The sequence below is a fragment of the Alteromonas sp. a30 genome (assembly GCF_026788005.1).
Classification (GTDB): domain Bacteria; phylum Pseudomonadota; class Gammaproteobacteria; order Enterobacterales; family Alteromonadaceae; genus Paraneptunicella.
The window spans coordinates 1-26,946 of record NZ_JABEPE010000019.1 but is presented as its reverse complement, the minus strand read 5'-3'; the positions used below and the strand labels follow the sequence as shown (position 1 = coordinate 26,946).

The window sequence follows — 26,946 nt, the reverse complement described above, 5'->3', positions numbered from 1 at the left end:
GTTTTAATCTTCCCATCATTACAAATGATAATTATTATCATTTGTATATACATTAATAAAAAATCCTCTTATACTGCTCGCGAATTTTAGTAGTACCGCAGAGGAACACACATTGAAACACGCTAAAACCACCCGAACATTGGGATCACAGGCTCTACTAGTAGCATTGGCTGCCACTCCAGCATTCGCGGAGGCTCAAAGCAACGATGTATGTACAGAAAAAGGCAAGCAAGAAAATGCCGCTGTTTGCGCTAAAGCTGCCGACAACAGCAAACAAATTGAGTTAATTGAAGTGCATGGCAATGCATTTTCACCTTATAAAGCAGAACGATCAGGTGACGAGCGTCGTTTGGCTGACTTAGTAGACCTTCCCCAAACCCTACAAATTTTAACGCAGCAACAATTACAGGATTCCGGTAAATCCGACTTAAAAGAAGTGCTTTCGGCACAAGCGGGCGTTACCTTGGGCACAGGTGAAAACGGGAATGCATTTGGCGACCGTTACATCATTCGTGGTCATGAAGCGCGCAGCGATGTATTCGTAGATGGCCTACGCGATCCGGGTATGACCACCCGTGAAAGCTTTGCTTCTGAACAAATTGAAATTACCAAAGGCCCAAGCGCCACCTTCGCTGGCCGTGGTTCTTCTGGCGGTGCGGTGAACAGCATCACCAAACAAGCTTCACCCAACTTCGACTTCAACCGCGTAGATGCCAGCATCGGCACAGATGATCACTATCGCCTTGTACTCGATAGCAACATCGCTATTAATGAAAACAACGCGCTTCGTGTAAACCTTTTGCAAGCCGACGAAACCGTGCCAGACCGCGATGGTATTGAGCGCTCTCGCCAAGGTATTTTGGTTTCTGGCTATACCGAAGCCTCGGAAAAACTTTCTTTCATTGGTGACGTTTACTATTTAGACGCAGAAGACGTACCCGACTTAGGCAGCTACTTTGATCGCGATACACGTAAACCTGTAGAAAACATCCCTGTTTACGCGCAAAACGAAGACTTCCTCGATACCGAAGTGACCGCATTCACCTTGCGCACGCATTACGACATTAACGACGAATGGCGCTTTTATAACGCCACCCGTTACGGCAAAACCGACAATGGTTACATCACCACGGGTGTACGTGGCTCAACACGTGACGCCAGCGACCCCATTGCACCGGGCGCAAGCACCATCACCCTAAGTACGCACCAAGGCTGGCAAGAAGTGGACTACGTTGCCACCCAATTCAACTTATTCTGGGACTCCAAAATCGGCTCATTCCCAAGCAAATGGGTATTCGGTTTTGAATATTCAGATGAGTCTGTTGATAACGGCGTTTACAACATCGATAACTTAGGCGAAAGCAACTGCCGCGTTGGTGGTCGTCGTGGCGTTTCCGATGGTTACTGCGGTTTAGATGGCAGCGGCAACCCAGTTGAAAACCTTTCAGGCTTAATGCAGCGCAGCTTTGAGCGCGGCGCAGCCGATGCACAATCAGAAATCGAAACAACGTCTTTCTATTTCATGAACACCTTAAGCGTAACCGACAACGCCGACTTATTCTTTGGTTTGCGAAGCGATAGTTTCGACTACAAAAACGACGTAGTCAGCCGTGGCAATGCAGCGTCATACGAATACTCAGACGACTTATTCAATGGTCACATTGGCTTTGTTTACGACCTTGCCCAAAACGGCAACCTTTACCTAACCTACAGCACGGCAACCAACATCAATGGCGGCGAATCCGACGTTGGCGGTAACTGTGGTTACGGCGGTTTGTGTGGTTCTCCCGACCAAGTACAACTTTCCGACCCTGAGCGCGTTAAAAACATTGAGCTTGGCACAAAATGGCAACTATTCGACGAGAAGCTACTTGCAACCGCTGCGATTTTCCAAATCACCAAGTCTGATGTGATGGAAAGCGTGGGCGATGCGTATTCTTCAATTGGTACACTTAATACCGGTGAAAACCGCGTGAAGGGCATCGAAATTGCGTTATCGGGCGCCATCACCGACGAATTAAGCATTCAGTTAAGTGCCACCAAAATGGACTCCGAAGTATTGGATTCCTTCAACGAAGACAGCATCGGCTTAGCGCTGAGTAACTTTGCGGAAGAAAGTGCTTACGCGCAAGTGCGTTATCAAGCAAACGAAAGCTTTGCCTTTGGTGCAGCCTTAACTTACCAAGGCGAAATGTACGGCGGTCAACCCGATAGCGCTGCTGGCTTCAACAGCCAAACCGGTGAATATTCCATTGTTGTGCCAAGCTATACGGTATTCGACGTGTTCGCTAACTACTATTACTCAGAAGACATCAACTTCCGTTTAAACATCGGCAACATCACCGACAAAGAATACTGGACAGCCGCTTATCGCTCAGGTTCCTTCATGTACCTTGGCGAAGCGCGTAGCATTCGTGGCACCGTGACTTGGAAGTTCTAAGCAAATCACCTAGTGTATATCCAGTGAAATAGTGTAAACCAAGTGGTAGGTGTCTTTTTAGGCACCTATTTTATTTTAGGCAGTTAATCATGGTTATTATTGAACAGCTTTTTAGCAAAGACGAAGTCCAGCAATATCGTAACGAACTGGCTCAAGTGCCGTGGAGCGATGGCAAAAATACGGCCATGGGCATGGCAGCAGACGTAAAACAAAACACCCAAGCAGACGCAAACCACACCAGCGTTCAACAACTTGCCAACGGCGTACTCGCCAAAATGGGTGCCACCCCTAAACTGATTTCAGCCGCGCTACCTCACAAAATTTTTCCGCCTTGTTTTAATCGCTATAGCGAACAAGAAACCTACGGCTTTCACGTAGACGCCGCCATCATGCGCTTGCCTAACAGCCAAGATGTGATCCGCAGCGACATGTCGATGACCTTATTCTTAAGCGAACCCGATGAATACCAAGGCGGCGAATTAGTGATTGCCACCGAATTTGGCGAGCACAGAATAAAATGCCAAGCGGGCGATGCTGTGGTTTACCCATCAAGCAGCTTACATAAAGTTACGCCTGTTACCCAAGGCGCACGCATTGCCGCCATTTGCTGGATGCAAAGCCTCGTGCCAGACCAAGCCATGCGCCAAACCTTATTCGAGCTAGACCAAACCATTCAAAGCCTCGCCAACGACAGCGCCGCTAACCGCCAGCAACTCGACAACCTGCACCATGTTTATCACAACCTAATCCGCCAATTTTCGCAGATCTAAGCCGCTAAAAGGAAAACCCTGAACAAAAAATAAACAAACCGTGAAATAAGTTGAAATAGGCTTTCTAATGTTCATCCCATACGCTGAAACCGTGCTAAAGACAAACCTCAAACGCAGCTTTAGCATGAACGTACCAGCCATTTTGAATGGATGTTGGTGACTGAGAATGAAACGCAGCTATTTAGACAAAAGGAAGTATCAACTATGAGTAATATCGAATCAGATTTTGAAGGCATTTACGAAGCAACCGGCATCATGAATCAAGAAGGATTTATCTTTTATCATGCAGGATGCAAATTCTATGTTATTGAGGAATTTCAAGTCAGCATCATTGAATTTTCAGCCCACGGTTGGGGCGACGACTTTGGTGTGAGTATCTCTGAACTCGGTGGCGCCTTTTCAAAACCCGTAAAAGATCTCGAAGGCGAATGCCACTTTAACCTTGAAGAAGATGGTGAAGAGGATGGTGTTTTAAAATTCACCATTAAGCAGGATGGCGTAGCAGTAGGAGAATTCAAGGGCATATCAGAAGGGTTAGATTTCACAGCCATCATTGATGGCAAAGGCAAGCTAAAAGCACCAAGAACCGTTGCGCATCACAACAAATTTATCTTCAAAGGCATTGATACAAATAACGATATTAACGACATCAAGTTTCTCTTTAACAATGATGATACAAGCGCTTACTCCATTACCAAAGGCCAGCCGTGGAAAGAAGTTAACGTTATGCAAAAAGACCACGGGTCCACTCTCATTGTTGATATTGATGCGGGTAGAAAAGGCGACAGCAGCAACGCCGATTTTTTCAACGACACGGTTAATTCCGACGGCAACAATATGATCCACACCGATGGCGGCAGCAATAAACCTTCCGAGTTAAATTTTGCCATTAAAGGCGTGTTAGAAATTAACGGCGATCGCTTTAATGTTTGTTTGGGACAAGGCCATAGAAGCTCAAACGACCACAACAATTGGCACCTTGCTTCTGAAAGTTTAAGCGCCGACAAACACCAAAAAAATGGTAATTTAGGCAGCTTCCACTTAGCCCAAAACGGCACACATCAGTTTGACGTTAGCCTAAAGTAATTCAGCTGCATTAGCTCAAACTTATAAGCTCAAGACTTATCAACTTAAGCGCTTATAAAAAATCAAACGGCGCTAAATAGCGCCGTTTAATTATCAGTCAAACACAATTATTTAGCCCATTCTTCACAATGCGGAAGAAGCAGAAAAGACGGCAATGTAAACAAAAAGCCCTACTATGGGCTATTTTTTACGCTGCTAACGGTATTAATATAGTTGGCTTATTCGCATTTACCTGAACTCAACACGCGAGAAATTAACGATGCAGAGCACACACTTAATACAACCTGTTGTCATTTTGGTTTTATGGTCGATGATAATGTGGTTATGGATGTACGCCACTCGCCTTCCTGCAATGAAAGCGGCCAAAATTAAACCCGATTCGAATGCTCCGCAGGGCCACCAGATGTCTCAACTTCCCGCCCATGTAAGATGGAAGGCAGATAATTACAACCACTTAATGGAGCAACCCACCTTATTTTATGCAGTAATGATGAGCTTAGCATTGATGGGAACACAGTCGACGGTTGTGGTTTATACCGCTTGGGCTTATGTCGCGCTGCGCATTATTCATAGCTTGATTCAAGCACTTGGCAATAAGATTATTTTTCGTTTTACCGCCTTTTTCCTATCCAATATCGCCTTGTTCATTCTAACGGTAAACGCTGTTATGCATGCTTTTTAAGGCTTTGTTATGTAAATAACTAATCGTTGGTTGAGATCAGCACGCCTGTTTTCAGCCAACGCTTTTTTAAGGTAAGCAATGCAGGTAAATGATGAGGTGAGCAGCAAGATAACAGCGAAGACCAACTTCCTCCATCGTTTAAATGCTGCGCTGCCAAAAGCGCTTCCTCAGAGTCGAGTTGCACCATACCTAACCGAAAGTTCTGACGTATAACCATACACTTTTCCGGTTTCGGCAAAGGGATTTCTACCGATTCATCTCGTTTTAACGCACGAAAATAATCGCAAACAGGATAAACATGAGAGCAAATCCGGCTCACTGGATTTAACAACAGATTTTCATCTTGTGTTGTTAAATCCGCATTTTTTACCCAATCTGGCTGCGGCTGGTCGAAGATAATATTTAGCGTATATTCAAACCGCGCTAATTCAATAATAAAAGCAGGCCAGTCTTCTTGCGAAGAGTCATCCAGCGCAGGTCGCGTTTCTTGTAAATAATCGGCAAAACGCTCCCCTAAATTGTTTAAGGTATAGCTTTGCGACGGATATCGGCTCAAATAATCGGCTGTGAACATAAAAAACAGTGAATCGCCAAGGGCCGATTTTAATGCACTAAATTGCGCCGCCATGCACTGTTGCAAGCGAGCAATATAGCTGCGTTGATAAATCGCCAAATGCGCTTGGGCACTTAGCTTCTGTGATTCAGCAATCTGCGATAAAAACGCATTATCTGGGCGAGAATTCAGTAGGGCTTGCATAAAGTCTTGCTGCGTTTGGCTGAGTTTTGGCTCCATAAAACACTCTTATATTTTCAATAACAGTTTCAACAACAGCTATCGATAACGAATATCAATAACTCAAAAGGTAATGCGTTCAGCCAAGTGCTTAGGCCAGTTCTTTGGTCGCATTCGGCACTAAAAAGTCAATAGGTGTTGCAATAGACTCCGCCTTTACACGCTTATTTTGCACCGCTTTTTCTGACGATGCTTGCGCTGTTGCATACTCCCCCATCAACAAGGCTTTGGCTTTATGAAGCTCAGCGAGGTAGCCGTTGAAGTCGGGAATATTGCCATCCCATTCCAAGCAAGTATCTACACCACCGGTTAGCTGCCAAGCCAGCTCGAATAGCGGCCAAACCTCGTTTGATACAGGTTGATCGTGGGTGTCGATAATGTAATCGCCACAATGTTGATGCCCGGCAATATGCATCTGACGAATAGCGTGATGAGGCAAGTTTTCAATATAGGTACGCGGGTTAAATTGATGGTTAAACGACGATACATACACATTGTTTACGTCCAGCAAAAGTTCACAACTTGTTCGTGCGACAAGTTCAGATAAAAACGCCCACTCTGGCATACTCGACTGTTTAAATTGCAAATACGTACTTGGGTTTTCCAACACCAGCGGACGCTTTAAGTAATCTTGAACACGCAAAATACGCTCACAAACATGGTCCAACGATTCTTGCGTTAATGGCAGTGGCAATAAATCATGGGAATTTAAATTCAATACGCCCGTCCAGCACAAATGATCGCTAACCCATAACGGTTGAATATCGTCGGCAAGCGCTTTAAGCGAGGCCAAATAATTCATGTCTAACGCATCAACACTGCCAATAGAAAGCGATACGCCATGCATTACTATTGGGTAGTCTTCAGCAATTTTATTCAGCATTTGCCTCGGGCGCCCACCAGAATCCATGAAGTTTTCCGAAATGATTTCAAACCAAGCAACCTTGGGCTTTTGCTCAATGATATGAGTGAAGTGTTGACTGCGTAACCCCAATCCTAAACGTGATAAAATCGCCTGCTCATTTCGAACAGGCGTTTCGTTTAAAGGATTAGGCTCATTTGCATACGAAGAGGGAATTCCGCTCATGAGCACTCCTTTTCCAAAATGGATTATTTGTCATCTTTGGTGCAAGCGCACTTTTCAACGGTTTCTTTTAACGATTCGCGACTACGCTCAATCATTTCATTAGCCGTTTCAGCAGGATTGTTAAAACCGAAGGTGCAGTATTTGTCACCTGAATTACCGCAAGAATCGTAGCCGCCATCCAACGACTTCAACCATTGCTCCGGCGGCCCATTTTCCATCGGCGACGGGCCAACGTTACGCTTAGCGTTTTCCATACGCGTTTCAAATAAATCTCGCGCTAGCAGCCACACGCTTTTACCGGTATTTGCACCCATCGTGCTAATTCGCTCTGCCTGAATGGGCGTCGCGCAACTGCCTTGAAATGCGCATTCATTTTCGCCCGGCTTGCATTGCTCAGCGGCATCGCCATACAAACCACAACCACCTTGACCACGGCAATTGTTAAGCGTATGGCAAACATGCTTTTGCGTAGCACAATAACCCATTCCCGCGCAGTCGTTTGTGCCAAATCGGTCGTGACCTTTACAAGCGTTTAAGCCCATACAGGCGTGCAATTCTTTTGGAACCAACACATCGGTTTGGGGATTAACGGGTGTTGATGGTGTGCCGCAACCATGACTAGACGGTGTACTGCATCCATTTGAATTTTGGTCTTTGGACATCGTTAAATTCCTCTATATCTTTTCGGTTGCGATGATTAGGCCAAGATTGGCTGGGCAGGTTTGGCTAAGTAAGGTTCAAGCGGCACATTGGGTAAATCGTGAATGCGATCTTTTAAATATGCCACACCCGGATAAACCGCAGCGGCTTCATTAAATAACGCAATAATTTGTGCCTTCGGCGAGCTTGCGGTATTAAACGCGTAATTTTCGAACGTAGGTGCAGCGCTTCGCTCAAAGCCCTTGCTGTCAATGTATTTCATGCTCGGCAAAATGCCGCAAAGGCTGCCTAAAATCCACATCATGGATTTATGAATGCCAAACATGAAAATTTCGTATTGCGTGTTCTTTTCAGCGTAATAACACGCTTGTGTCATCACATATAAATAGCTGTAAACCGCGTTGGTCAAGGTGGAAACTTTTTGGATAATGTCGGGATAATCGGCCGTCATTACATTGTCTTCAAAGTCAAAAACGTAAAAGGATTTCGGGTCAACGCTATCACCAAATAACGTTTTATACTCCTCCTCCATTTTTTGCATTTCGCACCAAAGCTCATTGAATTTATCGAAATGGGCAAGTTCTGAGCGATCTTTATCATCAAAGCTACCTTCGGTGAAGGGTGAGCAGTCAACACAGTCTACCCCATCTACAACTTTGAATTTGTGTCCACCTTCGTGCCCTTCACCTTGTTCAACAATTTCCTGCAACGCGGCTAATGCCGATTGTTGATCAACCACATGCACTAAGTCACCGCTGTCTTCTGCGTTTTCAAATTTAGGGTTGTGCGCTTTGTCGTAATACAAGGTGTCGATATCGTTTTGTGCGTAATAGCCCATTTTCGGCACAAGCTGCGGGCGTGATGTGTCGTAACAACTTGCGTCTGAAAAGTGTTTTTCAATACAACCTTGAATCATGTCGTAAAAATCGCCAATCGTGGTGTATGGCAGAGCGTTAGCATTTTTGTATTGACCTTCAAGCTTGGCAGGGCTTTCGATTTGCAGGAACGTATAAAGCTGGTCTTGACTCAGTTTAGCGCGATTAATGGGGAATTGAGGTTCATGACCAGCTAGGTAAGCAGGCCACACATTTGGGCCTTTGTTCACTAACTCAGGTTTACCAACTAATGCTTGTTTTACATTAGAAGATAACGACATATGCAGCATTTCTTCAATCACAACACTTAATATTGAAGCACCTGCTTTATTCGCAAACACCATAATTTGAGCCGAGAGGTCCTTGGCCTTTTCTTCTGCTTGTTGTTCGGTGTATGCCTGAGCTGTGCCAGTATTTTTCGCCAGCAATGCAGCTTTGAGCTTTGCCTCAATTGCACTTTGGTCTGGCGTTCGGTTGATTGAATAATAGGTACTCAAATAAACCGGAATAGTGGCAATTTCAATCTCAATAGCCTGCTGAAGCGCTTCTCCAATGTTGCTCGGTGTGACTTCGTTTGGCTTTGAAGCGAGGAAGGTAGATAACATAAATCCATTTCCTTACGTGAGTTAATAGGGGTTGATGAGTATCTTGTTACCTGGCCTGTAAACCAGTAGAAACGAGTATATTACTTGGCTTACCTTAGTTATATTTCACGTTATTTCATCTGAGAAATGAATAGGAAAACGTATTCAAGAAGGGAATAAAGTGGAAAAATTAACGTTTTGATGCACGAGTGTACGCAATAAAGAAGGACAACCATAATGCGACATTCTGAAATATTTAACCTTTATTAACAGAAATAGTCTTGGTGTTCATGCTTTTCAGTAAAGCCTTCTGAAGCCAACACTTATTTCCAATTCCAATGGGAAATTATCATTATGAGTATACAAACTATTTGGGGTGTCATCGACAAATATGGGAGAGTAATGAGCGGCAGCGGCTTTTCGGTAAAGCGAGACAACGATGGTGAATATGTCATCACATTTTCAACACCTTTTACTGCACTTCCCGCTATTACTGGTAGCCAAGTATTGTATGGTTCGACCGGAGAATGGCCCAGCGATGGCGTGGTGTTTCCAATTTTGAGCACGGATTCAGCCACCGCCATTACAGGCGGCAAAGAAGAGGATATAAGCGATCGCACTTTTTCCTTTATCGCCATTGGGCCTGTATAAGTTTTCCTGAATGACATGACCAGCCTGTTTAATTGGCTGGTCTTTTTGTCACCGCAAAGTGCCTGACTAATTTGAATAGTCTCACGACTTACTTAAATAACTTCAGTGTGAGGAAGCCTTAAGATCCAAAACATGAACAATAATGTAGACTTCCTGATCCATGCTTTTCTCAACTTCTTTTGCTTCGGATTCCAACATTTGTTTTAGTCCATCCATATCTAGTGATAGTTTGTTATTTTCTGGATGTTTCCACCGTTTATTAGCATCTGAAACGGTTACAAGCAAAACTCCTGTGCGAGCACTTCTCGGCCTCAAGTATTTGCAAACAAGTTGCTGTTTAATGGTGTCTTTCAATTGTTTTCCAGACCAGTTTTCTCCTAGCTTAAGTTCAATAATGCCTTCATGCTCGGAATGGGTAGACTTCAAACGAATGTCTGTTTCCTTTTCATCTCCCGTGACTTCTTCTTGTGAAGTTTTATAAAGACCATTTTCAGCATCATGTAAGACTCTTGCTATTTCCCTCCGCATAAGTTTTTCTGATGATATTTTTGACCAAGAATCTTGAGGCGAAAAGGAACCGAGAAGTAAATCATCTAAGAATTCTAACCGGCTACATAATAGAGAAAACATTGCCGAATTGGACGTCACAGGAAGTTCTTGGTTGGATATCAGGTTATTAACTGCTTTCTCTGAGTATTCATTTGAATCAAGCTCATTGGCCCAGTTATCTTCAGCTCTGGTGATGATTCTATCTTTAAAAGAGGCACAAAATGATTCTCTACTTAATGCTAATTTTGCGTTAAATCCGGATTCTCCCTTTAAATCAAGAACAGCACCTAAGATATAATCTCGCGCACTCTGTGCATCATCTCTTGCGCCAGGGGTATAACGACCTTCATGCGTCACATCATCCTCTTCCTTTACGTACGTATATGCAAGCTTTGTCAACTTTAGTAACGTCTGCGGTGAAAAAGCCCCTTTCTTCAAGCCAATATTATCGTTGTGTCGATCAAATAACGCAGCAAACCAGCCAACAGCTATATTATTTTGTTCATTTGCTAGAGCCTCTAGGTTTTGCTCCAAAGCGTCCACTCCCTTATCTGGAGCGATTCTCAAAAGAGCCGTTAGCCAAATTAAGGCTTCAGGTGGTGAAACCTTTCGTTTCAACTTATCTTCCGCCATATTCAGTAAAGCATTATCGTTTGCTGCATTCTCGCTTTTTAGAATGGTTATCGTTGCCGTCCTCAGTCGATGTATATAGGCTGTAAAATCCTCACTTTCTTCATAAACAGGCGTACAATTCTTCAACCATTCGAGTAGTCTAGGAATAAAGATAAAAGTGCCACGTTTTGAAACTCTACTAACGGAATGAAGTAGATGAGTATTTTGAATCCCGCTATCTTTTAACGACAGTTCCCACGTAAGTTCCTCACCTAAAATACTATCAACCTCTCTGGGCCAAGATTCTACAAGTGCTTCTAGCCAATTAGGCAAGCCATTTAACTCCCGTATCGAATATCTTGCAGCTAACTTGACTTCTTCTGGCGTCAAGTTCTTAGCCCAGTTATGAGACTCTGCTTCTGCATATACTCCAGCCAATCCCAGTAACCACTTTTTACAATATGAATTTCTTTCTTCCTTTGCTCTTTCACTGGGTAGAGTTGGCCTCTCTGTTCGCCAATATTGCAACATATTTAGACGAACTTTCTCTACAAGTTCAGGACTAAAATGCTTATCAAGAAAGCATCTATTCCAACCGTATCCTTTACTATAACCGCCATCCATTACTGACCAGATACCCCATATTGTGTTTAGCTTACAATCTTCTGAAAACATTTTTTCAGGCTGCTCTACAACTTGCTGAAAAAACAGTCTCCAATGAGCCTCCTTGTGCATCTCTTTCTTATGTTGTTCTTGCTTTTGTTGCTCTTGCCTACGCTTCCATTTGGATTGATTTTCATTAACGGAACTGTTGGAAATGATCTTCGTTATCACGTTAACAAGGAATTCATCGTCACTGACAAGGGGTTTAATTTTTTCTAAATATTGAAGCGTGGTATGCGTTTCATGAATTCGGTAAATCACTTCAATCAAAAGTACCCTTTTATCTTGGGGGAGCGCTGAATTACTCAACGCGGAACGAATCCAGTTAATATCCCTGCCAAACTCTAAAGGTGTTGGAAATTTATAGTGGTAAAGCGAATAACACCGATCCCAAGCAGAATTACTTTTGGCTAAAGATTCAAGTAAACAATCTGTCGCCCAAAAATATCGTTCAACATCCTTGGCTTCAAAGCCTTCTAGAACGCTTTGAAGCACTGTGTGGCTGTCATCCTGACGATACGTATCCTTACAAGTTCTTTGCGCTAGCACGCTGGCATATAGCCATTTATCATCTCGTGAAAGGGCCAAACCTTTTACACAAACTTGGGCAAGAACAGAACTTAAATAAGCTCGGCTGGAAAGCAAATGAGAGTAAGAGTCTACACATGTTAATCCTTCTGAAATCAAATCAACAAGCCTGTCTCGTAACGCCTCCAACTCTTCATAACTAAAGCTTTCTTCGTCAATTATTTTTGGTAACTGCCAAACCAAATCATCGACTCTACTGCTTTTGCTATCAGCCAACCAACCTAGCGCTATACCGAGCTGATTAACGGTTAAATGTCGAGGAAACAGTTGAGCAACCACTCTACGAGCAACTGCATCCGGCCACCCATCAGCCGCAGTGCATACTTGATGAGCAATGCTCGCTAAACGCGAATCTTCGTTTGAAACGAGAGCTTCAATTGCAACAAGTCGCTCCCACTCCCCCGCATCTTTAGAGCAAGCCGATTCATAAGCAATATTCACGCATTTACTTATTTTTCCAAAAGCAATTAATTCCAAGATTAATTTCCGTATTTCGAAACTTGCTATCCCCTCTTCCCAAAGAGGATTAATAACAGAAGCCAATTCTGGACTCGCAAACCGATGCACCTGAATATAAGGAAAGTCTCGCCCTCGATCACCTCCCCTACCATGCTTATTGATATAAGTTTCTAATGCTCTGTTTCTTTGCTGTTGAGTTAGTGATTGTGGGTCGCCTTCATTAAGCAGTGTTTCTGGCTCATGCTTTAATAGGAACTCATAAACATCATCGTCCCAAACTGCCAACCAGCCACCTATTGCCCGCCTTGACGCTCGAACAAAATACCTATCCTTACTGTATGACGCCAGAATCTCTATTAGCGTTCGATGAGTCATACTTTGTTTGCGTAATTGGTTTAAGCAACACGCGGCTAAATACTCCGTCACCGAGCGATGGTGAAACCTAACTCTCCCGTACGAGGCGAAACCAAATAATGGCCTCTCTAATAACGTTTTAATCTGCGAAGTATTCCAATCTTGTAAAACCTTCGATGGGTCGAGCGCTGTAACACCACTATCTTTATCTGATTCCGGTCCATGTCTGATTGTAATTCTGCGAGTCAGCACCGTTGCTAAAGCAAGTCTTTGCGCCCCTTCGATAGACTTTTCTAAAGATAGCTCCGCCCATTCTTGTCGATCTTCTCTAGCGCTTAATTTAGTTTCAATGTTGTGGCGTACTTGATCACAATGATTCCGGATTGAACCATAGTCTGTCCATGTAGAGCATATTTCCAAGAGGTCTTGCGGTCTCCTTGCAAATTCTAAAGCGTGTTTTTTGTTTAAATCAGACAACAAATCTTCTGTATCTTTAACCCCTTTTAATTTAGCAAAATCGACAATTTCACTATCTGAGAAAGGTTTCAAAGCAACGACTTTAATTTTTTGGTTGCTTTCTTTATCACTTTTTACTTCCTTTTCCTCAGATGATCCTAAAGCCGCTGCTACAAAAGAATCTTCAGCGCTTAAATTAGGCAGAGAAGGAATCGACTTTATTGGAAATAGCTTTTCCACCGTTTCGAGATCGAAAGGAATAGGTCGGCTTGTAATGACTAACCTAACTCGATGAAGCGCATCTTTAATTGACTTCTTTAATGCTTTTAGTGCCTTATCAAAGGAACCACGAGTTAACTTTAATTCATCGAATGAGTCCAAAAAAAAAGTGGCTACTTCATCAGGAGAAGCTAACCACTGCTTTAAACGCTCTTCTTCTTCATTATCTAATAAATCTTCTACCTTTGTGCGGCATAAATCAGCAAGTTCTATAAAAAATGAAGTCTGCCCTGCATCCCATAGTTTTTCCCTCTGTTTTTGACATTCATATGTTTTTCCTGCGCCTGCTTCAGAAACAATCAACACTCTACTCGACTGTAGTAGTTCACCCCATGTGATACCTCCATACGATATTCCAAATAGCCATTGTAATTTTTGATTATCTTCGTAGCTATCTTCTAGGTTAATGCTTTGGAATTTTCTTTCTATCATTGACGGATTTACACAAATGGAATCTTATAAATGAGAAATTAACAGACCAAATAAGAAGTGTATAGCAAGCAGATGTTACGGGAACTTTAGTAGTCTATATTTTGCTCGCTGCAATGCTAATTCGGAAACCAAGTTCTATTCATTTCAGCAAATGCATTTAATATTATTCCCTATCCCAAACTATCAGTACCGGTAGAGAATAAGGAGCAAACCCTCAGCCGCAGGGAAGCGGCTGCGGAGCGCACATGGAAGTATTCACAGCGAGTTTGCGATAAATCTCTACAAGTGGCTAATAGTTTGGAGTAGGTATACCGTTATGTGCGCGCAACCTACCTAATGCTTCGTTTGCAAATAATCCACTAACTGACCAAGGGCTTGATTCACGGCTTTGGCATCGTCCCAATCCAATTCATTCCAATTAATATTGGTATCTAATTCGAACACATTCTTTTCTAAAATGGTTTTCATTGTATTGGCATTGTTAATTTCGCCAAGTTTATAACTCGCTGCTTTTTTCTCTGTGGTTTTGTTATTGCCGCTTAACTCATCTTTGATAAGTTGGTCGATTTTGCGTTTGTCTTCAATATTTAGCTTGGTTTTTTCGTGGGCTTTTTTGTATTCGTTCTCAATTTTTAGCACTGTGCTTTTTGTTTTTACAAACGATAGCGCTAAACCGTCACGATAAAGGTCAATGACGCAAGGGTAACGTGTCAGCACATTGTAATTATCGTAAGCGCCCATGGAAATACCCAGCAAATTAGCGGATTCGGCAACGCTCATTTTGCCCTTTCCTAAAACGGTTTTCGCTTTAGAAAGCGCTTCAATTTCTCTTTTTGCTTCGGTGAATGCCACTAATTTCCCATATTGAGGTAAATCTTCCCGGCTAGAGTTTTCTTGAAATTGTTTGGTCTTTTTCAGCAGTGGGGGATTTTTATAAACTTTAAATTGTGCCGTACCAGAAGTCCCAAACATATACAACATAGCTAAGAAACGACGATGCCCAGTTAATATTTGGTAATTCCCGTCTTCTCGTTGGAATACAGTTGGCGCTTGAATCACTTCCGACAGTTCAATGTTTTTGGAAAGATCGATAATCGACTCAATGGTTTTATTAACATTGTTCCATGCTTTACTTCCATATTTCAGGCAGTTAATAAAAAGTCCTTTACCAACAAGCACCCTGTCTTGTGCTTTATAAAGTTCGATCAATTCCTTTTTACTAATTAGCTTATTTAAAAAGTCACTGACATGATGATCTTCAATAACAATTGCTGGCATATAACGAGGATTTGAATCATCTGGAAAGATCTTATTTAAGAATAAAACCTTATACTCAAATTCTTCATATCTGAAAACCTTATCATCTACGTTATTGTTTAATTTTGATAACAGAAGTTGTTCTATATTACTGTACAATTTAAATGCACCCTACGTATTAAAGAGTTCAGTTTTCCTCAGCTAAAAACTTAATTACAAGGCATTTTTGGTTATTTAACAGTGTATTAGATAACCATTTATGTACTTATAACAATTTACATTTTAGCCACCCAAAATTGGTGTACCAAAAGAATATTTAGCACTCGTTATTAGTTTTTTTAACTTTTAGACAATCAAAAAAAGATGAATTATCTATAAATAAAACCACTAATTTTTCATCTTCAGAGCGCTTTTAATAAAAAGAATTCTGAGGATGTTTTTATGATAAAGCGTCAAAAATATGTTCGCTTAATTTTACCTATAAGAGCCTGCGCGTTCAATATTGCTGAGGCAAAGACTTGACAAAAAGACAGCTTTAAGCAAACCTCAAAAAAAGACATTTATATCCCCCTAAAGAACAGGCATTATTCACTTCTAAGCGTCTAATTTTCTGCACTTGAAATCCGCAGAACCTAAACGCACCTTGGCCATTTCGATTACAAATTTACACAGGTTAGTAAAAATACCCTTCTCTTTATCTCTGCACGACAAAAGCAAATACATTCTCAAACAAAAGAAGACACCAAGCAATATAAGATCACCTCACGCCCGTATTAAATGCGCTGAAAAGACCAATAGCATAAGCCAAGCGCCTTTTCATATGTCACCGATCAAGGCAGGAAAGATACACTACTATGTTTCCCTAAGTGATTGTATCGGTTTGTTTTTCAATATGTTTCGCATTGGCAACACGCACGCCGCCATGGAAATCAAAGCAGAAAATACAATCACCAACACTGCCTGAACAAGGCTAATACTCACCCATTGCTCTAATGTGACCGCAAAAATTTGTATCAACACTAACACTAATGCGCTACTGGAAATTAAGCCTATTAGAACCGGTAACAAAGATTCTTTATTCACTAATGCGTATAACTGACGCTGTTTTGCACCCAACGCCATGCGAATGCCAAATTCAAAACGACGCAAATTGGAGTTGTAATTCAACACACCAAAAATCCCAATGCTGGCCAACAACAAGGTGATTAAGGCAATGCCACTACTCAAATAAACTAAAATAGTTTGCTGATAAACCGATTCTACATGCAACTGTTCTAAGTCATTGTATTCCCACAAAATTAGGCTTTCGTTTACTTGTTTAATAGCGTCGAGCAAAGCCAAGCGGTTTAGCACTTGGCCGTTTTGCATTTTTACTTTTAGCACAATGTCTTCTGGAACCTGCGGCCACCATATGCGCGATCCTTTGGCGTAGTTGTAATACTTGATTTTGGCGTCGAACACATCGTTGGTAATGCCGATAATCTCGTAAACCTCATCGTTCAAACCAATGTAAGATTTGCCAATTACATCGCCATTTGGGTCGATTTCCAGCGACGCACTTTGCGTAACCAGTATCTCTTTAGCTTCGCCTCGATAGGCAGCATCACTGAAATAGCGGCCTTTAATCAGGTTGATGTTGAGCAAATCAAGATAGTGCTCTCCAATCCATGTTGAGCGCAAATAGCCATAGCTGTTTTTATCCATATCCGCTAGAGAATACGCATAAAAACGTGTGCCAATTGGGCCACCACCACTTGCCACATCAGCAACGCCCGGCATGCGCCGAATCATGTCTTTAATGGCATTCTGAATGCCGATAATTTCCTCGGTGTTCAGGCTTTTGTTGGTGGAAGTTACGTGGACGTTATACACATCGCTGATGTCCGAGCCTATGTCGCGCACCTTATGTTGCAAGGCTTTGCTCAGCACCATTGACGACACCAACAACAAGCCGGTTGCCAAGAAAACTTGTGCGCCAACTAACACTTTAATGGTGCGCCCCGACACCTGATTCGATGTGCCTTTGCCGCTGCCTTGAATGTAGTTTTTTAAGTTTCGGTAGTCGATGCGCTTTAGGGTGATATAAGCGAAAAACAGCGCTAAAACGAGAGCCAGCACAAAGGTCACGAGCAACACGAAGAACTCAAGATGAATAGCTTCCACTAACGGAATATAGCCTTTCGCCATAGCAATAAAACCCTCAACACCAAAATAGGCGATAAGCACACTCAAGCCCCAACCGCTAAAGCAAATCACACTAATTTCACTGAATAAAGCAAGGAACAAATTGCGCTGCTTCGCGCCAACAATGGCTTTAATCACTAATTTTTTACGGTTCGCTAGCGCACGCGAGAAGAACAAGTTGGTGAGGTTAACCACGGCAATTAATAGCAAGCTTAATGCACCGAATACCAGCAATAAGCTGAGTTTGTCGTTGTTGTCGATTTCGGCATCGCGGAACAAACTCACGTGTGGGTCGATTTCTTGTAACACCGAGCCTGACCATTGATCACGAATCGATTCAATAATGCTTTCAAGTTCGGTGGCAATTTGTTCGTCGGTTACACCCGCTTTAGGCCGTCCAACCGATTTTAGCTGGGCAAATGTACGCTCCCAATCTGCTCCCATTTGCGGCCCTGCATCGAAGGGCAACCAGAGCGCACTGTCTTTGCCGCCAAACAAATACGGCTCTAAAAACCGGCTGCTGATCACGCCCAAAATGCGGTATTGCTGTGCGCCAAGGGTAATGCTTTTTTGTGTCACTTGTGGGTCAGCATTGAAGTATTCCCGCCATGTTTTCTCACTGATGAGAAGTGCTTTCGCACCACGGTCTATATCTTCCGATTGATTAAACCCACGGCCTAACACCAGCGGCACGCCTAACATCGGGAAGTAATCCGGGGTCACATAAGACACATTAAGCCGAGGCTCGCCCTGCAAGCTTGTACCAATTTCATAGCCGGTATGCACCAAGGTATGTTGCTCAAATACGGTTTGGTCTTTGTACCATTGCACCTGCCCTTTTACCGATTGAAAGCGAATATCGCTACTGCCATCAATGGTGATGTTTTGTTGCAGTAGTTTTAACTCGTCGGCATCAGGATACGGTAAAGCATTCACTAAAAAGGTGGAGCCAATGCTCGCGGTAATCAGCACAGCTCCAAGCGTTAATGCTAAAGTGAGCACGGTGGTAAGTAGGAATTCAGGCGCGCGCTTTAAACTCGCCAACGCATATTTATACTCCATGAACCAAGGCATCAGATCGCCTCCTGTAAAGGCACCATGTCTTGTAACTGACCATCCAACAACTCACACTTTTGCACCGCGTATTCAGCGTAGCGTGGGTCGTGCGTTACCATGCACAGGGTGGTTCCGTTTCGATTGAGTTCTGCCAACATTGCCATCACCGCATCACCATTTTTACTGTCGAGGTTTCCGGTTGGTTCATCAACCAGAATAATGCTGGGCTCACCCACAAGCGCCCGAGCAATGGCAATACGTTGTTGCTGCCCACCAGAAAGCTGGTTTGGACGATGCGCTATTCGGTGCTCCATTTGTACCTGCGCTAAGCATTTAGTCACACGCTCTTGAATTTCAGCGGCGGCCATGGTGGGTACGCGGTAAGTCAGGGGCAAGGCCACGTTATCGAACACCGACATTTCATCAATTAGGTTAAATGATTGAAATACAAAGCCAATGTGCAAATTTCGCAGGTCTGCTTGCTGGTCAACATTCAAAGTAGAAGTGTCAATGCCTTCAATTAAGTATTGGCCTGTTGTGGGTGTATCTAACAAGCCTAAAATAGAAAGCAACGTGGATTTTCCGCACCCTGACGGGCCAGAAATGGATAAAAAGTCGCCGTGATGAATATCAAGATTCACGCCTTGCAGGGCGCGCGTTTCAACGCCATCAATTTGGTAAACCTTTACAATGTCTTTTAATGAAATAACAGGTTGTTTTGGTGTTTGAGTCATGACTATCTCCCCTTCCAGGGTTTGCTAAAGGTGATGGTTGAATGTTCATTTAGGGTGCTTACATCGGACACCACAAAGCGGTCGCCTTGGGTTGCACCACTTTTTATTTCGATGAGTCGACCTGCCACTTGCCCAAAGTTGACAAGGGATTTCGACGCGCTGCTGCCGTCTTCGTCGAGTTTGTAAAGTTGCGCCGTTGAGTTGCCGTTCACGTTGGCTGGCTGCGGCAAATACATCACATCGGTTAACGTGGCAATTTTCACTTTGCCTTCTATTGAAAGCTCTGGACGCGCGTTGTCGGGCAAGGCTGAGGTAATTTCGATTTCAATTAAAATGCGCCCGTCGCTGACGATTGGGTCAATTCGGCTCACCACGCCGCTGGCTTGCCCGCCGAAAGTGTCGATGCTAGCAGGGTCGCCTAATTTGATGTCGGATGCGCCGCGCTGGGGTACGCGTAACTCTGCAATTAGCGACTGCGCACTGCCCACCATTGCCAGTTGCCCGCCAGCACTGGTGCTTTGCCCTAGTTTGACTGAAAGCTCCTGCAATACGCCATCTATACCGGCGCGCACATTAAGGCGATCCGCACTGCGCTGCTGGGCGGCATAGTTCACCTGCATTTGTTCAAGTAAGGCTTGTTGTGCTTGGTGTGATTCTTTGTGCATTTGCCCAAGTTTTCCTAAAAATCGAGTTTCCACTTCAATTTGGTTTTTGATTTGGCGAATGCTGAGTTTGGTTTGTTGGTAATCGATGTTGGAAATTGCGCCCGTTTTGATTAAATCTCGTTCGGCAATTTCGCGAATTTCCAGCTTTTCAAGTTCGGTGTTTAAGTCGAATAGTTTGGACTCTTGACTTAAGTATTCGCGTTGTTGAGCGATGCGTTTTTCTTGTAAGTCTGCTTTGAATTTATCCAGTTCCAGTTTTTCTTTTGCGACTTCTTTTTGCATTTCTGGGTTCACCAAGCGCATGAGTAGGGCGTCTTGGGTGACGGCGGAGCCGGGTTGATAGAAGATTTCTTCTACGGTGGCTTCTGCCGGACTGGTTAAAAATCGTTGGTGCTTTGAACGCAATTTGCCAAAGCCGTGGATTTCTACGACTAATTCGCCACGCTCGACTTCGGCTATCCACATGTCGTCGGGGGAGACTTCGACTTGTGTGGATGAAAAACTCAGCCCTTGCCATATCACAAGGAGCGCAATTACTACGGCAACGATGATGAGTTGCTTTTTGTTGCGCTGCTGGCGGTTTCCACTTTGTATTGTTGCTTTAATATCCATGTTGGATTCAATGCCTCAAGCCATTGCTATTATTGGGATGTTTTCTCTTTGCTGCTGTTTCAACAGCGCTTATTTCAACGTTGCTTTGTTCAACATTAAGCGCGCTATCGCCGTTCGATAGTTAAAACAGAGTCGTCGTAAATCCTTCCGTGAATCCGTCCATGAAGATTCCGCAGTCGCTACCCAAAGCCGCTTACGTAAGAGAAAACGTGCAATCATAAAAAGGAAAGTTACGCTATCACCTGTCCTTTTTGCTCACAAATGATATTCTTTACCAATCTATGAAATTAATTCACATCTAAGTCATGTCTCGTTCACCTCTTCCGCCGTTAAAGTCGTTGCACTTATTTTCGGTTGCTGCCAAGCACCTGAATTTTTCTAAAGCCGCTGAGGAGTTGTGCATTACGCCCAGCGCCGTTAGCCATCAAGTAAAAAACCTTGAAGATTGGCTAGGTTGCCGCTTATTTGAAAAAAGCGGTAAACAGTTAATTCTGACGGCTAAAGCCCAAACCTTTGCTTTGCAAGTTCATCAATCGTTAGATCAAATTCGCCAAGCCACTTGTGAAATTACTTCATACAAAAACAACCGAATGCAGCTTGGTGTGACCAGCGCTTTCGCCATGAAACGTTTAATGCCTGCACTTGAAAGCTGGCAACTTGCTAACCCCGACATCGACTTGCGTATTCGCATGCTAAATTGCGAAGACAAACCCGAAGCATTAGAGCTAGATGCAGTGCTAGCGAATCAAGTTGACCATGTGGGCTACCAAAGCACCTTTATTCAACAAGAAAGCTATCACCCCATGTGCAGCCCTGCCCTTGCTGAACAAGCTAAAGGCTTGTCGATGCAGCAAATTTTGCAAACCTTGCCGCTTATCGACATCGACCAAATCAACATTGGCGCGCTATGGATGGCAGATAAACATCTGCAACTCGACACCACGCCACAACCGATTTTTTTCAGCCACACGCTGCTGTTACTGCAAGCCGCACTTTATGGTCAGGGCATTGCGTTTCTCGAGAAATCCCTTGTGCAAAACGAGCTCGCGTCTGGCGAGTTGGTGTGTTTAAGTGATGCGGGTTTTGTGCCTCATCACACGGCGTACTTTTTCTCTTGGAATAAGAATCGCCGCCACGACCCAACGCTACTCAAATTACAAAACTGGATTCAGGAGTTGTTTGCCTAAATCGCACTTTCAATGCTTTTGCTTGCTTACACTCAAACCTAAACTCAAACTACAGCCCAAGCTGCGCTTTAAACGACGCGTAGCTGTAGGGTCGCCCAAGGAAATCTTCGACTAATTTGCCAGCGGTTTTTTTGCCACCCGGCGCGAGCACTTTTTGCCGATATTCATTAGCCGTTTTCGGGTTTGTCATGCCTTCTTTGGCAAAGCGCGTGAGCATATCGGCAGCGATTACACGCGACCACGTATAGGTGTAATACACCGCTGAATAGCCGACTAAATGCTCAAAGCTGGCTTGCATATTGCCACCATCTACATTTGGAAACGGCGAGTATTTGGCAAAGTATTGCGCTTGCAATGCGTCCCATTGAATGTTGCTCGGTGCTTGGTTATGAATGCCCAACGACATCCCCGAATACACCAATTGGCGCTGTGTTAAAATGCCGGAAAGCAAATGTCTTGCTCGGTTCATTCTGTCGACCAAAGCCTTCGGGATCACCTCGCCAGCATCATTTGTAGCAAACTGCTTTAAGGTGTCGTAATCCCAAACCCACTCTTCTAGCATTTGCGAGGGCGCTTCAAAAAAATCGACTTCGGTGTTTAATCCTGCCAAGGCAACCACTTCGTGTTCGCTGCTGAAAAGGTGATGTATCAAATGCCCAAACTCATGCAGGAACAGCACGACTTGGTCGTGCTCTAAATAGGTTTTGGGGAAGTTCATCACCAACGCCGCTTCCGGTAAGTAACGGCCTTTTACGCCGGTGGTAATAGGAAAGCTCGCCGCATGGTTGTATTTGTTTTCTCTAGGGTGACTGTCGAGATGGAAGTGGGCAATGAGCTTGTTGTTTTGCCACACCTGAAACGACTCCACATCGGAATGCCAAACGGGTGTATTTTTCTGTTGATTTATCGACTTAATTTGAATACCAAAAAGGTGTTCCACCAGCGAGAAAATCCCGGTTTTCACCTTGGTGTAAGCAAAATACTGACGCACCTCTTTGGCATCAATTTGATACTGCTCTTGTTTAATCTGTTCCGCTAAATAACGATACTGCCAACGGTTTACGGCACTCGCCTGCGGCTGCATTTTTTGCAATTGAGTGAGCAACATCGCCAGCTCTTTATCGGCTTTGGGCTTAGCCACTTGGTGAACGGAATCAATAAACGCCTGCGCTTTTTTGGCACTGCCCACCATTTTGTCTTTGGTGATGTATTCGGCAAAGGTGTTAAAACCCAAAAGTTGCGCCATTTGGTGACGCTTTGCCACCAATTCTTTGATGATAGCGTGGTTTTCTGGATAACCACGATTTAGAAACGCGCGCATTAGGTTTTGCCTATGTGCATCGTTCTCGGCGTACAACATAAACGGCTGATAGTCGGTGTATTGAGTAGTGATCACAATTTTGCCTGCTGCATTTTTAGGGTGAGCGGCAATAAAATCGTCCGGCAAACCAGCGAGATCTTGTGGCGAATCCAGTTCTATTTGCTGCACACCTTCACGGATGTTTTTCAAATAAGCGCTACCTAGGCGGCTAATGTCTTGCTGCAATTGCTTGAGCGTGGCTTGTTTTTCCGGCGCTAAATTAATGCCGCTTAGCTGATAACTTTCGATGCGTTTTTGCAAGAAACGTTGCCAACCTTGGCTTAGGCTTTGCTTTGCTGCGCTGTCGGCGTCCAGTTGCATCAATTTAGTGTAAATAGCACTGGAAAGGCTGATGTCGGTATCCACCTGATTCATTGCCGCATTACACTCACCCGCCACCTTACGCACAGCTTCATCGGGATGGTTATAGCTAAATAAAATAGCGTGATTCCATATTAGGTCGATGTCGATAAGCAGTTCGTTTAGCTGCTCAAGCACTTGAGTGCGGGTCGCCGATGGCGTGTCTTCCAACGCCGCCAGTTTTTCTTTAATGCTAACAATGCCTTGCTGACAAACCGCAGCATAATCCGCACTTAAAATACGACTGGACGACAACGTAGGTTGCTTTTGCAAGGCTTGCTGTACCGATGCGTTTTCAACGTGGTTCTTTTCAAAAACGCGATTTTGCTCAAACGCAAAAACGGGAACATGCCCACCTAAACCTATCACCCAAAATATTGGAGCTACAAATGTGTTAATGCTTAATTTTAATCTACTCAGCATTTTCTCTATCCTCCGTAAAATGCCTGTTTTATTTTGCTGGCCTTGTTCTGCCAGTCGTGTTCCTGCGGCAATGCATTGGCGTTCATAACCCAACCCAGCGCGCTTAAATCCAGCTACCAATAAAGGATATGGCGGTACACCAGCCTGCCGTTTCAGGCGCTGTAATCCCATGATGAATGCTCTGTAATTGCGCTTTTATGGCGCTGCTTAGTTCCCATGTGGGCAAACGATAACTGCGGCCATCAGCCTCTTTTAAATGCTGAATTGGGGTAATGGTTGCCCCGGTACCCGAAGCGAAGACCTCTGTGCAGCGGCCGGATTCAATGTTGGCTAGCAACGCATCTATTTCAATGTCGACTTCCTGCACTTCAAGCGATTTACCGTCGACACTTTGCTGGCGCGCCAATTCAATAACCGAAGCACGCGTCACCCCCGGTAAAATGGTGCCTTTAAGTGGCGGCGTTTTCAGCACACCATCCACCAGCGCAAAAAAGTTCATAGCGGAAAATTCGTCCACATAACGTCCGGTCTCAGCATCTAACCACAAAGACAATCCGCAACCAGCGGCTTGCGCCCGTTGGCCTGACGCGAAAATTTGCCCATAGTTGCCCGCCATTTTGATCATGCCCGTACCGCCTTTAAAAGCACGGTGCTGATCGCGCTCAATTAGCACGTCGAGCGGCTCGGTAAAATACGCTTCCGATGGGCTGGCAATAAAATACAAATCGAAGTCGGTGTTGTTACTCAGCCCTAAACCGCTAGCGCTGGAAAACATAAAAGGACGAATGTACAAAGCATCGCCTTTTTTCGCCGGAATATACGTACTTGCTCGGCTCACCAGCGCCTTAATGGATTCCTCAAACAAGGCTTGCGGAATACTCGGCATCAACAAATGCTGCGCCGATTGATTCATGCGCGCCCAGTGATCTTTCATTCGAAACACAATGGCCCCGCCGCTTTGTAAATTGGCATAGGCTTTTAGCCCTTCAAAGATCACCTGACCATAGTGCAACCCTTTGCAAGATGGCGAGATACTTAACGCCTGATACGGCAACAACTCGTGGGTTTGCCATTGCCCATCGCGAAAACGCGCACGGGTCATAATCGGCAGCATGATGTCACCAAATCCGACCTTTTCTGGCAAACGGGCGTGACGAAGCACTTGAAGATCGGACTCTTCAATTTTTTCAGATAACTGCATAACAGCTTTCCTTTCTTATTATGATGATTGACCAATTTGGCCTGAAGGTTTGCTGTTGCAACAAACCCTGAATTTTGGGTAAAGGGAGGCCGTCTTCCTAATGGACAAATTCCAATAAGAAGTGGCGTCGCTTTTTCCTTTCCTCACGCTAAAATGCGCTGGAAAAATTCGTTTAAAAAAGATAACGTTTCTAGCCGAAACGCGTTTTAAAATCGGTGCTTGCCATTGCTTGCATTTTTCCTAGTGCGACGCCAAACACAAAACTTGGCGCAATAGTTAATGCAATGATTAGCGCAATGGCGATAACAATATTGAATTCTGTTTTAACGCTTTTAACGGATACCCTTTACGAGATAAAAAACCGCTTTATCGAGAGTTTTTCATCTAAATACCGGTTCTAAACGCTCAATCACCTGTAGAGAGTTAGGAGCAAACCCTCAGCCGCAGGGAAGCGACTGAGGAGCTTACAGGGAAGTATCCACAGCGAGTTTGCGACAAATCTCTACAGGTGACTAACAGTTAAACACAAGCTAATTAGCGCTTTTGTCGCCCTTTGATACGACTGTGTTTTGATTTGCTATTTTGCCCCGCATCATTTGTTCAATTTTTGCGGGCAAGCGAATTCGATTGTAAAGACAAAAAACCAACAAGTGAAGTACAAAGGGTAAAAAAGTGAAACAGAAAATAGCAGTTATCCCCGGCGACGGGATTGGCGTTGAAGTCACACAACAAGGGCTTGCCATTTTAGATCATCTTAACGCCTCTGCGGGCCTAAACATCGACTACCACGTTTTCCCATACAACGCCCAGCGCTGGCTGGACGAAGGGCTTGGTTTAAGTGACGACGACATAAAAAACTTACAAGACAACTACCACGGCATTTACTTCGGCGCATTAGGCGACCCGCGCATTCCAGACAGCGCCCATGCAAGGCAAATCCTGCTTAAACTGCGCTTCGACTTGGATTTATTCGCCAATGTGCGCCCTGTTAAATTGCTGCACCCCGGTTTAACACCGTTAAAGCCCGCATCGGGGCAAACAAACCAAGACATTGATTGCGTGATCATTCGTGAAAACACCGAGGATTTATATCGAGGTGTGGGCGGTGCATTTAAGGAAGGCAATGAAGATGAAATGGCCATCGACCAACGCATTCACAGTTACAAAGGCGTTGAGCGCATTATTCGCTTCGCCTTCGATTACGCGGTAGCGCATCAACGCCAAAAAGTGACGCTTGTAGATAAGGACAACGTGATTATTTACGGCGGCAGATTATGGACGCGGGTATTCCATGAAGTCGCTCGCAATTACCCACAAATAGAAACCGATTATATGCACGTAGATGTTGCCGCCATGCGCATGGTAACAGCGCCTTCGATGTTTGATGTGATTGTCACCAGCAATATGTTTGGCGATATTTTAAGTGATATTGGCGCCGGTATTGTTGGCGGATTAGGCTTGTTACCTAGCGCCAATGTTAACCCACAAACCAGCGGTTTGTTTGAGCCTGTTCATGGCTCCGCACCGGATATTGCTGGCACAAACCAAGCCAACCCTATGGCGGCTTTTATGACACTGAGCATGTTATTGGCGCATTTGAATCACCATGGGCAAGCGGCGCAATTAACGCAAGCGGTGTCGCGGTGTTTAACGGAGGGTTTAACCACACCGGATTTAGGCGGCACACTAAATACAGAAGGCGTCACCCAAGCGATACTCGCACGTTTGCCTGCTTAGAGTCACAAGCGGCGGTTCGAATAAGCTAAGAGTCACCGGTAGAGATTTATCGCAAACTCGCTGTGAATCCTTCGTGGCGGCAATTTAAAAAGCCCACCTATGGGAATTAACGCAGACTCGCCGTAAATCCATCCATGGAGGCTCCGCAGC

General features: G+C 44.2%; 18 protein-coding genes. 7 read left to right on the top strand and 11 right to left on the bottom strand.

What is annotated here, in order from left to right:
• Window positions 1-112 precede the first annotated feature (112 nt).
• The 4 genes from HJG39_RS15875 (at window position 113) to HJG39_RS15860 (ending at window position 4,978) form a co-directional block, all read left to right on the top strand.
• A complete protein-coding gene (locus HJG39_RS15875; protein WP_268410541.1) occupies window positions 113-2,440 on the top strand; it encodes a TonB-dependent receptor in 2,328 nt (775 codons plus the stop codon).
• Between the two features lie 89 nt (window positions 2,441-2,529).
• The gene (locus HJG39_RS15870) at window positions 2,530-3,210 is read left to right on the top strand and encodes a Fe2+-dependent dioxygenase (RefSeq protein WP_268410539.1); all 681 of its coding nucleotides are present in this window, start codon (window positions 2,530-2,532) and stop codon (window positions 3,208-3,210) included.
• Window positions 3,211-3,414: 204 nt separating this feature from the next.
• Window positions 3,415-4,296, top strand: a complete 882-nt coding sequence (locus HJG39_RS15865) for a hypothetical protein (RefSeq protein ID WP_268410537.1) — start codon at window positions 3,415-3,417, stop codon at window positions 4,294-4,296.
• 259 nt (window positions 4,297-4,555) lie between these two features.
• Entirely contained in the window at window positions 4,556-4,978 is a 423-nt protein-coding gene (locus tag HJG39_RS15860) for an MAPEG family protein (RefSeq protein ID WP_268410536.1), read from the top strand.
• A gap of 19 nt (window positions 4,979-4,997) precedes the next feature.
• Here the strand turns inward: HJG39_RS15860 and HJG39_RS15855 are convergent, their stop codons facing one another.
• The 4 genes from HJG39_RS15855 to HJG39_RS15840 form a co-directional block, all read right to left on the bottom strand.
• Window positions 4,998-5,771: an HvfC/BufC N-terminal domain-containing protein gene (locus HJG39_RS15855; RefSeq protein WP_268410534.1), complete on the bottom strand. Its 774-nt coding sequence runs from the start codon at window positions 5,769-5,771 to the stop codon at window positions 4,998-5,000.
• Window positions 5,772-5,862: 91 nt separating this feature from the next.
• A complete protein-coding gene (gene bufB / locus HJG39_RS15850; RefSeq protein WP_268410532.1) occupies window positions 5,863-6,858 on the bottom strand; it encodes an MNIO family bufferin maturase in 996 nt (331 codons plus the stop codon).
• 23 nt (window positions 6,859-6,881) lie between these two features.
• Window positions 6,882-7,520: a hypothetical protein gene (locus tag HJG39_RS15845; protein ID WP_268410530.1), complete on the bottom strand. Its 639-nt coding sequence runs from the start codon at window positions 7,518-7,520 to the stop codon at window positions 6,882-6,884.
• A gap of 35 nt (window positions 7,521-7,555) precedes the next feature.
• Window positions 7,556-8,998: a ferritin-like domain-containing protein gene (locus tag HJG39_RS15840; protein WP_268410528.1), complete on the bottom strand. Its 1,443-nt coding sequence runs from the start codon at window positions 8,996-8,998 to the stop codon at window positions 7,556-7,558.
• A 333-nt stretch (window positions 8,999-9,331) separates the two neighbouring features.
• Between HJG39_RS15840 and HJG39_RS15835 the strand changes: the two genes are divergently transcribed.
• Entirely contained in the window at window positions 9,332-9,628 is a 297-nt protein-coding gene (locus HJG39_RS15835) for a hypothetical protein (protein ID WP_268410526.1), read from the top strand.
• 102 nt (window positions 9,629-9,730) lie between these two features.
• Here the strand turns inward: HJG39_RS15835 and HJG39_RS15830 are convergent, their stop codons facing one another.
• The 5 genes from HJG39_RS15830 to HJG39_RS15810 form a co-directional block, all read right to left on the bottom strand.
• Window positions 9,731-14,020 (bottom strand): NACHT domain-containing protein, encoded by a 4,290-nt coding sequence (locus HJG39_RS15830; RefSeq protein ID WP_268410524.1) that lies wholly within the window; start codon window positions 14,018-14,020, stop codon window positions 9,731-9,733.
• Window positions 14,021-14,353: 333 nt separating this feature from the next.
• Window positions 14,354-15,436, bottom strand: a complete 1,083-nt coding sequence (locus HJG39_RS15825) for a ParB/RepB/Spo0J family partition protein (protein WP_268410522.1) — start codon at window positions 15,434-15,436, stop codon at window positions 14,354-14,356.
• A 693-nt stretch (window positions 15,437-16,129) separates the two neighbouring features.
• Window positions 16,130-18,535 carry an ABC transporter permease gene (locus HJG39_RS15820; protein WP_268410520.1) on the bottom strand — a complete coding sequence of 802 codons (2,406 nt, stop codon included), beginning with the start codon at window positions 18,533-18,535 and terminating at the stop codon, window positions 16,130-16,132.
• Entirely contained in the window at window positions 18,535-19,251 is a 717-nt protein-coding gene (locus HJG39_RS15815; protein WP_268410518.1) for an ABC transporter ATP-binding protein, read from the bottom strand. The genes HJG39_RS15820 and HJG39_RS15815 overlap by 1 nt, the downstream gene beginning before the upstream one ends.
• 2 nt (window positions 19,252-19,253) lie before the next feature.
• Window positions 19,254-20,528, bottom strand: coding sequence for an efflux RND transporter periplasmic adaptor subunit (locus HJG39_RS15810; RefSeq protein WP_268410516.1), 1,275 nt, complete (start codon window positions 20,526-20,528; stop codon window positions 19,254-19,256).
• A gap of 305 nt (window positions 20,529-20,833) precedes the next feature.
• Between HJG39_RS15810 and HJG39_RS15805 the strand changes: the two genes are divergently transcribed.
• Window positions 20,834-21,715, top strand: coding sequence for a LysR substrate-binding domain-containing protein (locus HJG39_RS15805; protein ID WP_268410514.1), 882 nt, complete (start codon window positions 20,834-20,836; stop codon window positions 21,713-21,715).
• 49 nt (window positions 21,716-21,764) lie between these two features.
• On the opposite strand, the gene HJG39_RS15800 is transcribed toward HJG39_RS15805, so the two are convergent.
• Entirely contained in the window at window positions 21,765-24,029 is a 2,265-nt protein-coding gene (locus HJG39_RS15800; protein ID WP_268410512.1) for a M3 family metallopeptidase, read from the bottom strand.
• Window positions 23,962-25,059: an aminotransferase class IV gene (locus tag HJG39_RS15795; protein ID WP_268410510.1), complete on the bottom strand. Its 1,098-nt coding sequence runs from the start codon at window positions 25,057-25,059 to the stop codon at window positions 23,962-23,964. The genes HJG39_RS15800 and HJG39_RS15795 overlap by 68 nt, the downstream gene beginning before the upstream one ends.
• Before the next feature lie 672 nt (window positions 25,060-25,731).
• Between HJG39_RS15795 and HJG39_RS15790 the strand changes: the two genes are divergently transcribed.
• The gene (locus HJG39_RS15790; protein ID WP_268410507.1) at window positions 25,732-26,796 is read left to right on the top strand and encodes an isocitrate/isopropylmalate dehydrogenase family protein; all 1,065 of its coding nucleotides are present in this window, start codon (window positions 25,732-25,734) and stop codon (window positions 26,794-26,796) included.
• Window positions 26,797-26,946 lie beyond the last annotated feature (150 nt).

Excerpts from the sequence above, each read along its gene's own strand:
- HJG39_RS15870 (WP_268410539.1), top strand. The coding sequence starts at position 2,530 with ATGGTTATTATTGAACAGCTTTTTAGCAAAGACGAAGTCCAGCAATAT.
- HJG39_RS15865 (WP_268410537.1), top strand. The coding sequence starts at position 3,415 with ATGAGTAATATCGAATCAGATTTTGAAGGCATTTACGAAGCAACCGGC.
- HJG39_RS15860 (WP_268410536.1), top strand. The coding sequence starts at position 4,556 with ATGCAGAGCACACACTTAATACAACCTGTTGTCATTTTGGTTTTATGG.
- HJG39_RS15855 (WP_268410534.1), bottom strand. The coding sequence starts at position 5,771 with ATGGAGCCAAAACTCAGCCAAACGCAGCAAGACTTTATGCAAGCCCTA.
- bufB (WP_268410532.1), bottom strand. The coding sequence starts at position 6,858 with ATGAGCGGAATTCCCTCTTCGTATGCAAATGAGCCTAATCCTTTAAAC.
- HJG39_RS15845 (WP_268410530.1), bottom strand. The coding sequence starts at position 7,520 with ATGTCCAAAGACCAAAATTCAAATGGATGCAGTACACCGTCTAGTCAT.
- HJG39_RS15840 (WP_268410528.1), bottom strand. The coding sequence starts at position 8,998 with ATGTTATCTACCTTCCTCGCTTCAAAGCCAAACGAAGTCACACCGAGC.
- HJG39_RS15835 (WP_268410526.1), top strand. The coding sequence starts at position 9,332 with ATGAGTATACAAACTATTTGGGGTGTCATCGACAAATATGGGAGAGTA.
- HJG39_RS15830 (WP_268410524.1), bottom strand. The coding sequence starts at position 14,020 with ATGATAGAAAGAAAATTCCAAAGCATTAACCTAGAAGATAGCTACGAA.
- HJG39_RS15820 (WP_268410520.1), bottom strand. The coding sequence starts at position 18,535 with ATGCCTTGGTTCATGGAGTATAAATATGCGTTGGCGAGTTTAAAGCGC.
- HJG39_RS15815 (WP_268410518.1), bottom strand. The coding sequence starts at position 19,251 with ATGACTCAAACACCAAAACAACCTGTTATTTCATTAAAAGACATTGTA.
- HJG39_RS15810 (WP_268410516.1), bottom strand. The coding sequence starts at position 20,528 with ATGGATATTAAAGCAACAATACAAAGTGGAAACCGCCAGCAGCGCAAC.
- HJG39_RS15805 (WP_268410514.1), top strand. The coding sequence starts at position 20,834 with ATGTCTCGTTCACCTCTTCCGCCGTTAAAGTCGTTGCACTTATTTTCG.
- HJG39_RS15800 (WP_268410512.1), bottom strand. The coding sequence starts at position 24,029 with ATGGGATTACAGCGCCTGAAACGGCAGGCTGGTGTACCGCCATATCCT.
- HJG39_RS15795 (WP_268410510.1), bottom strand. The coding sequence starts at position 25,059 with ATGCAGTTATCTGAAAAAATTGAAGAGTCCGATCTTCAAGTGCTTCGT.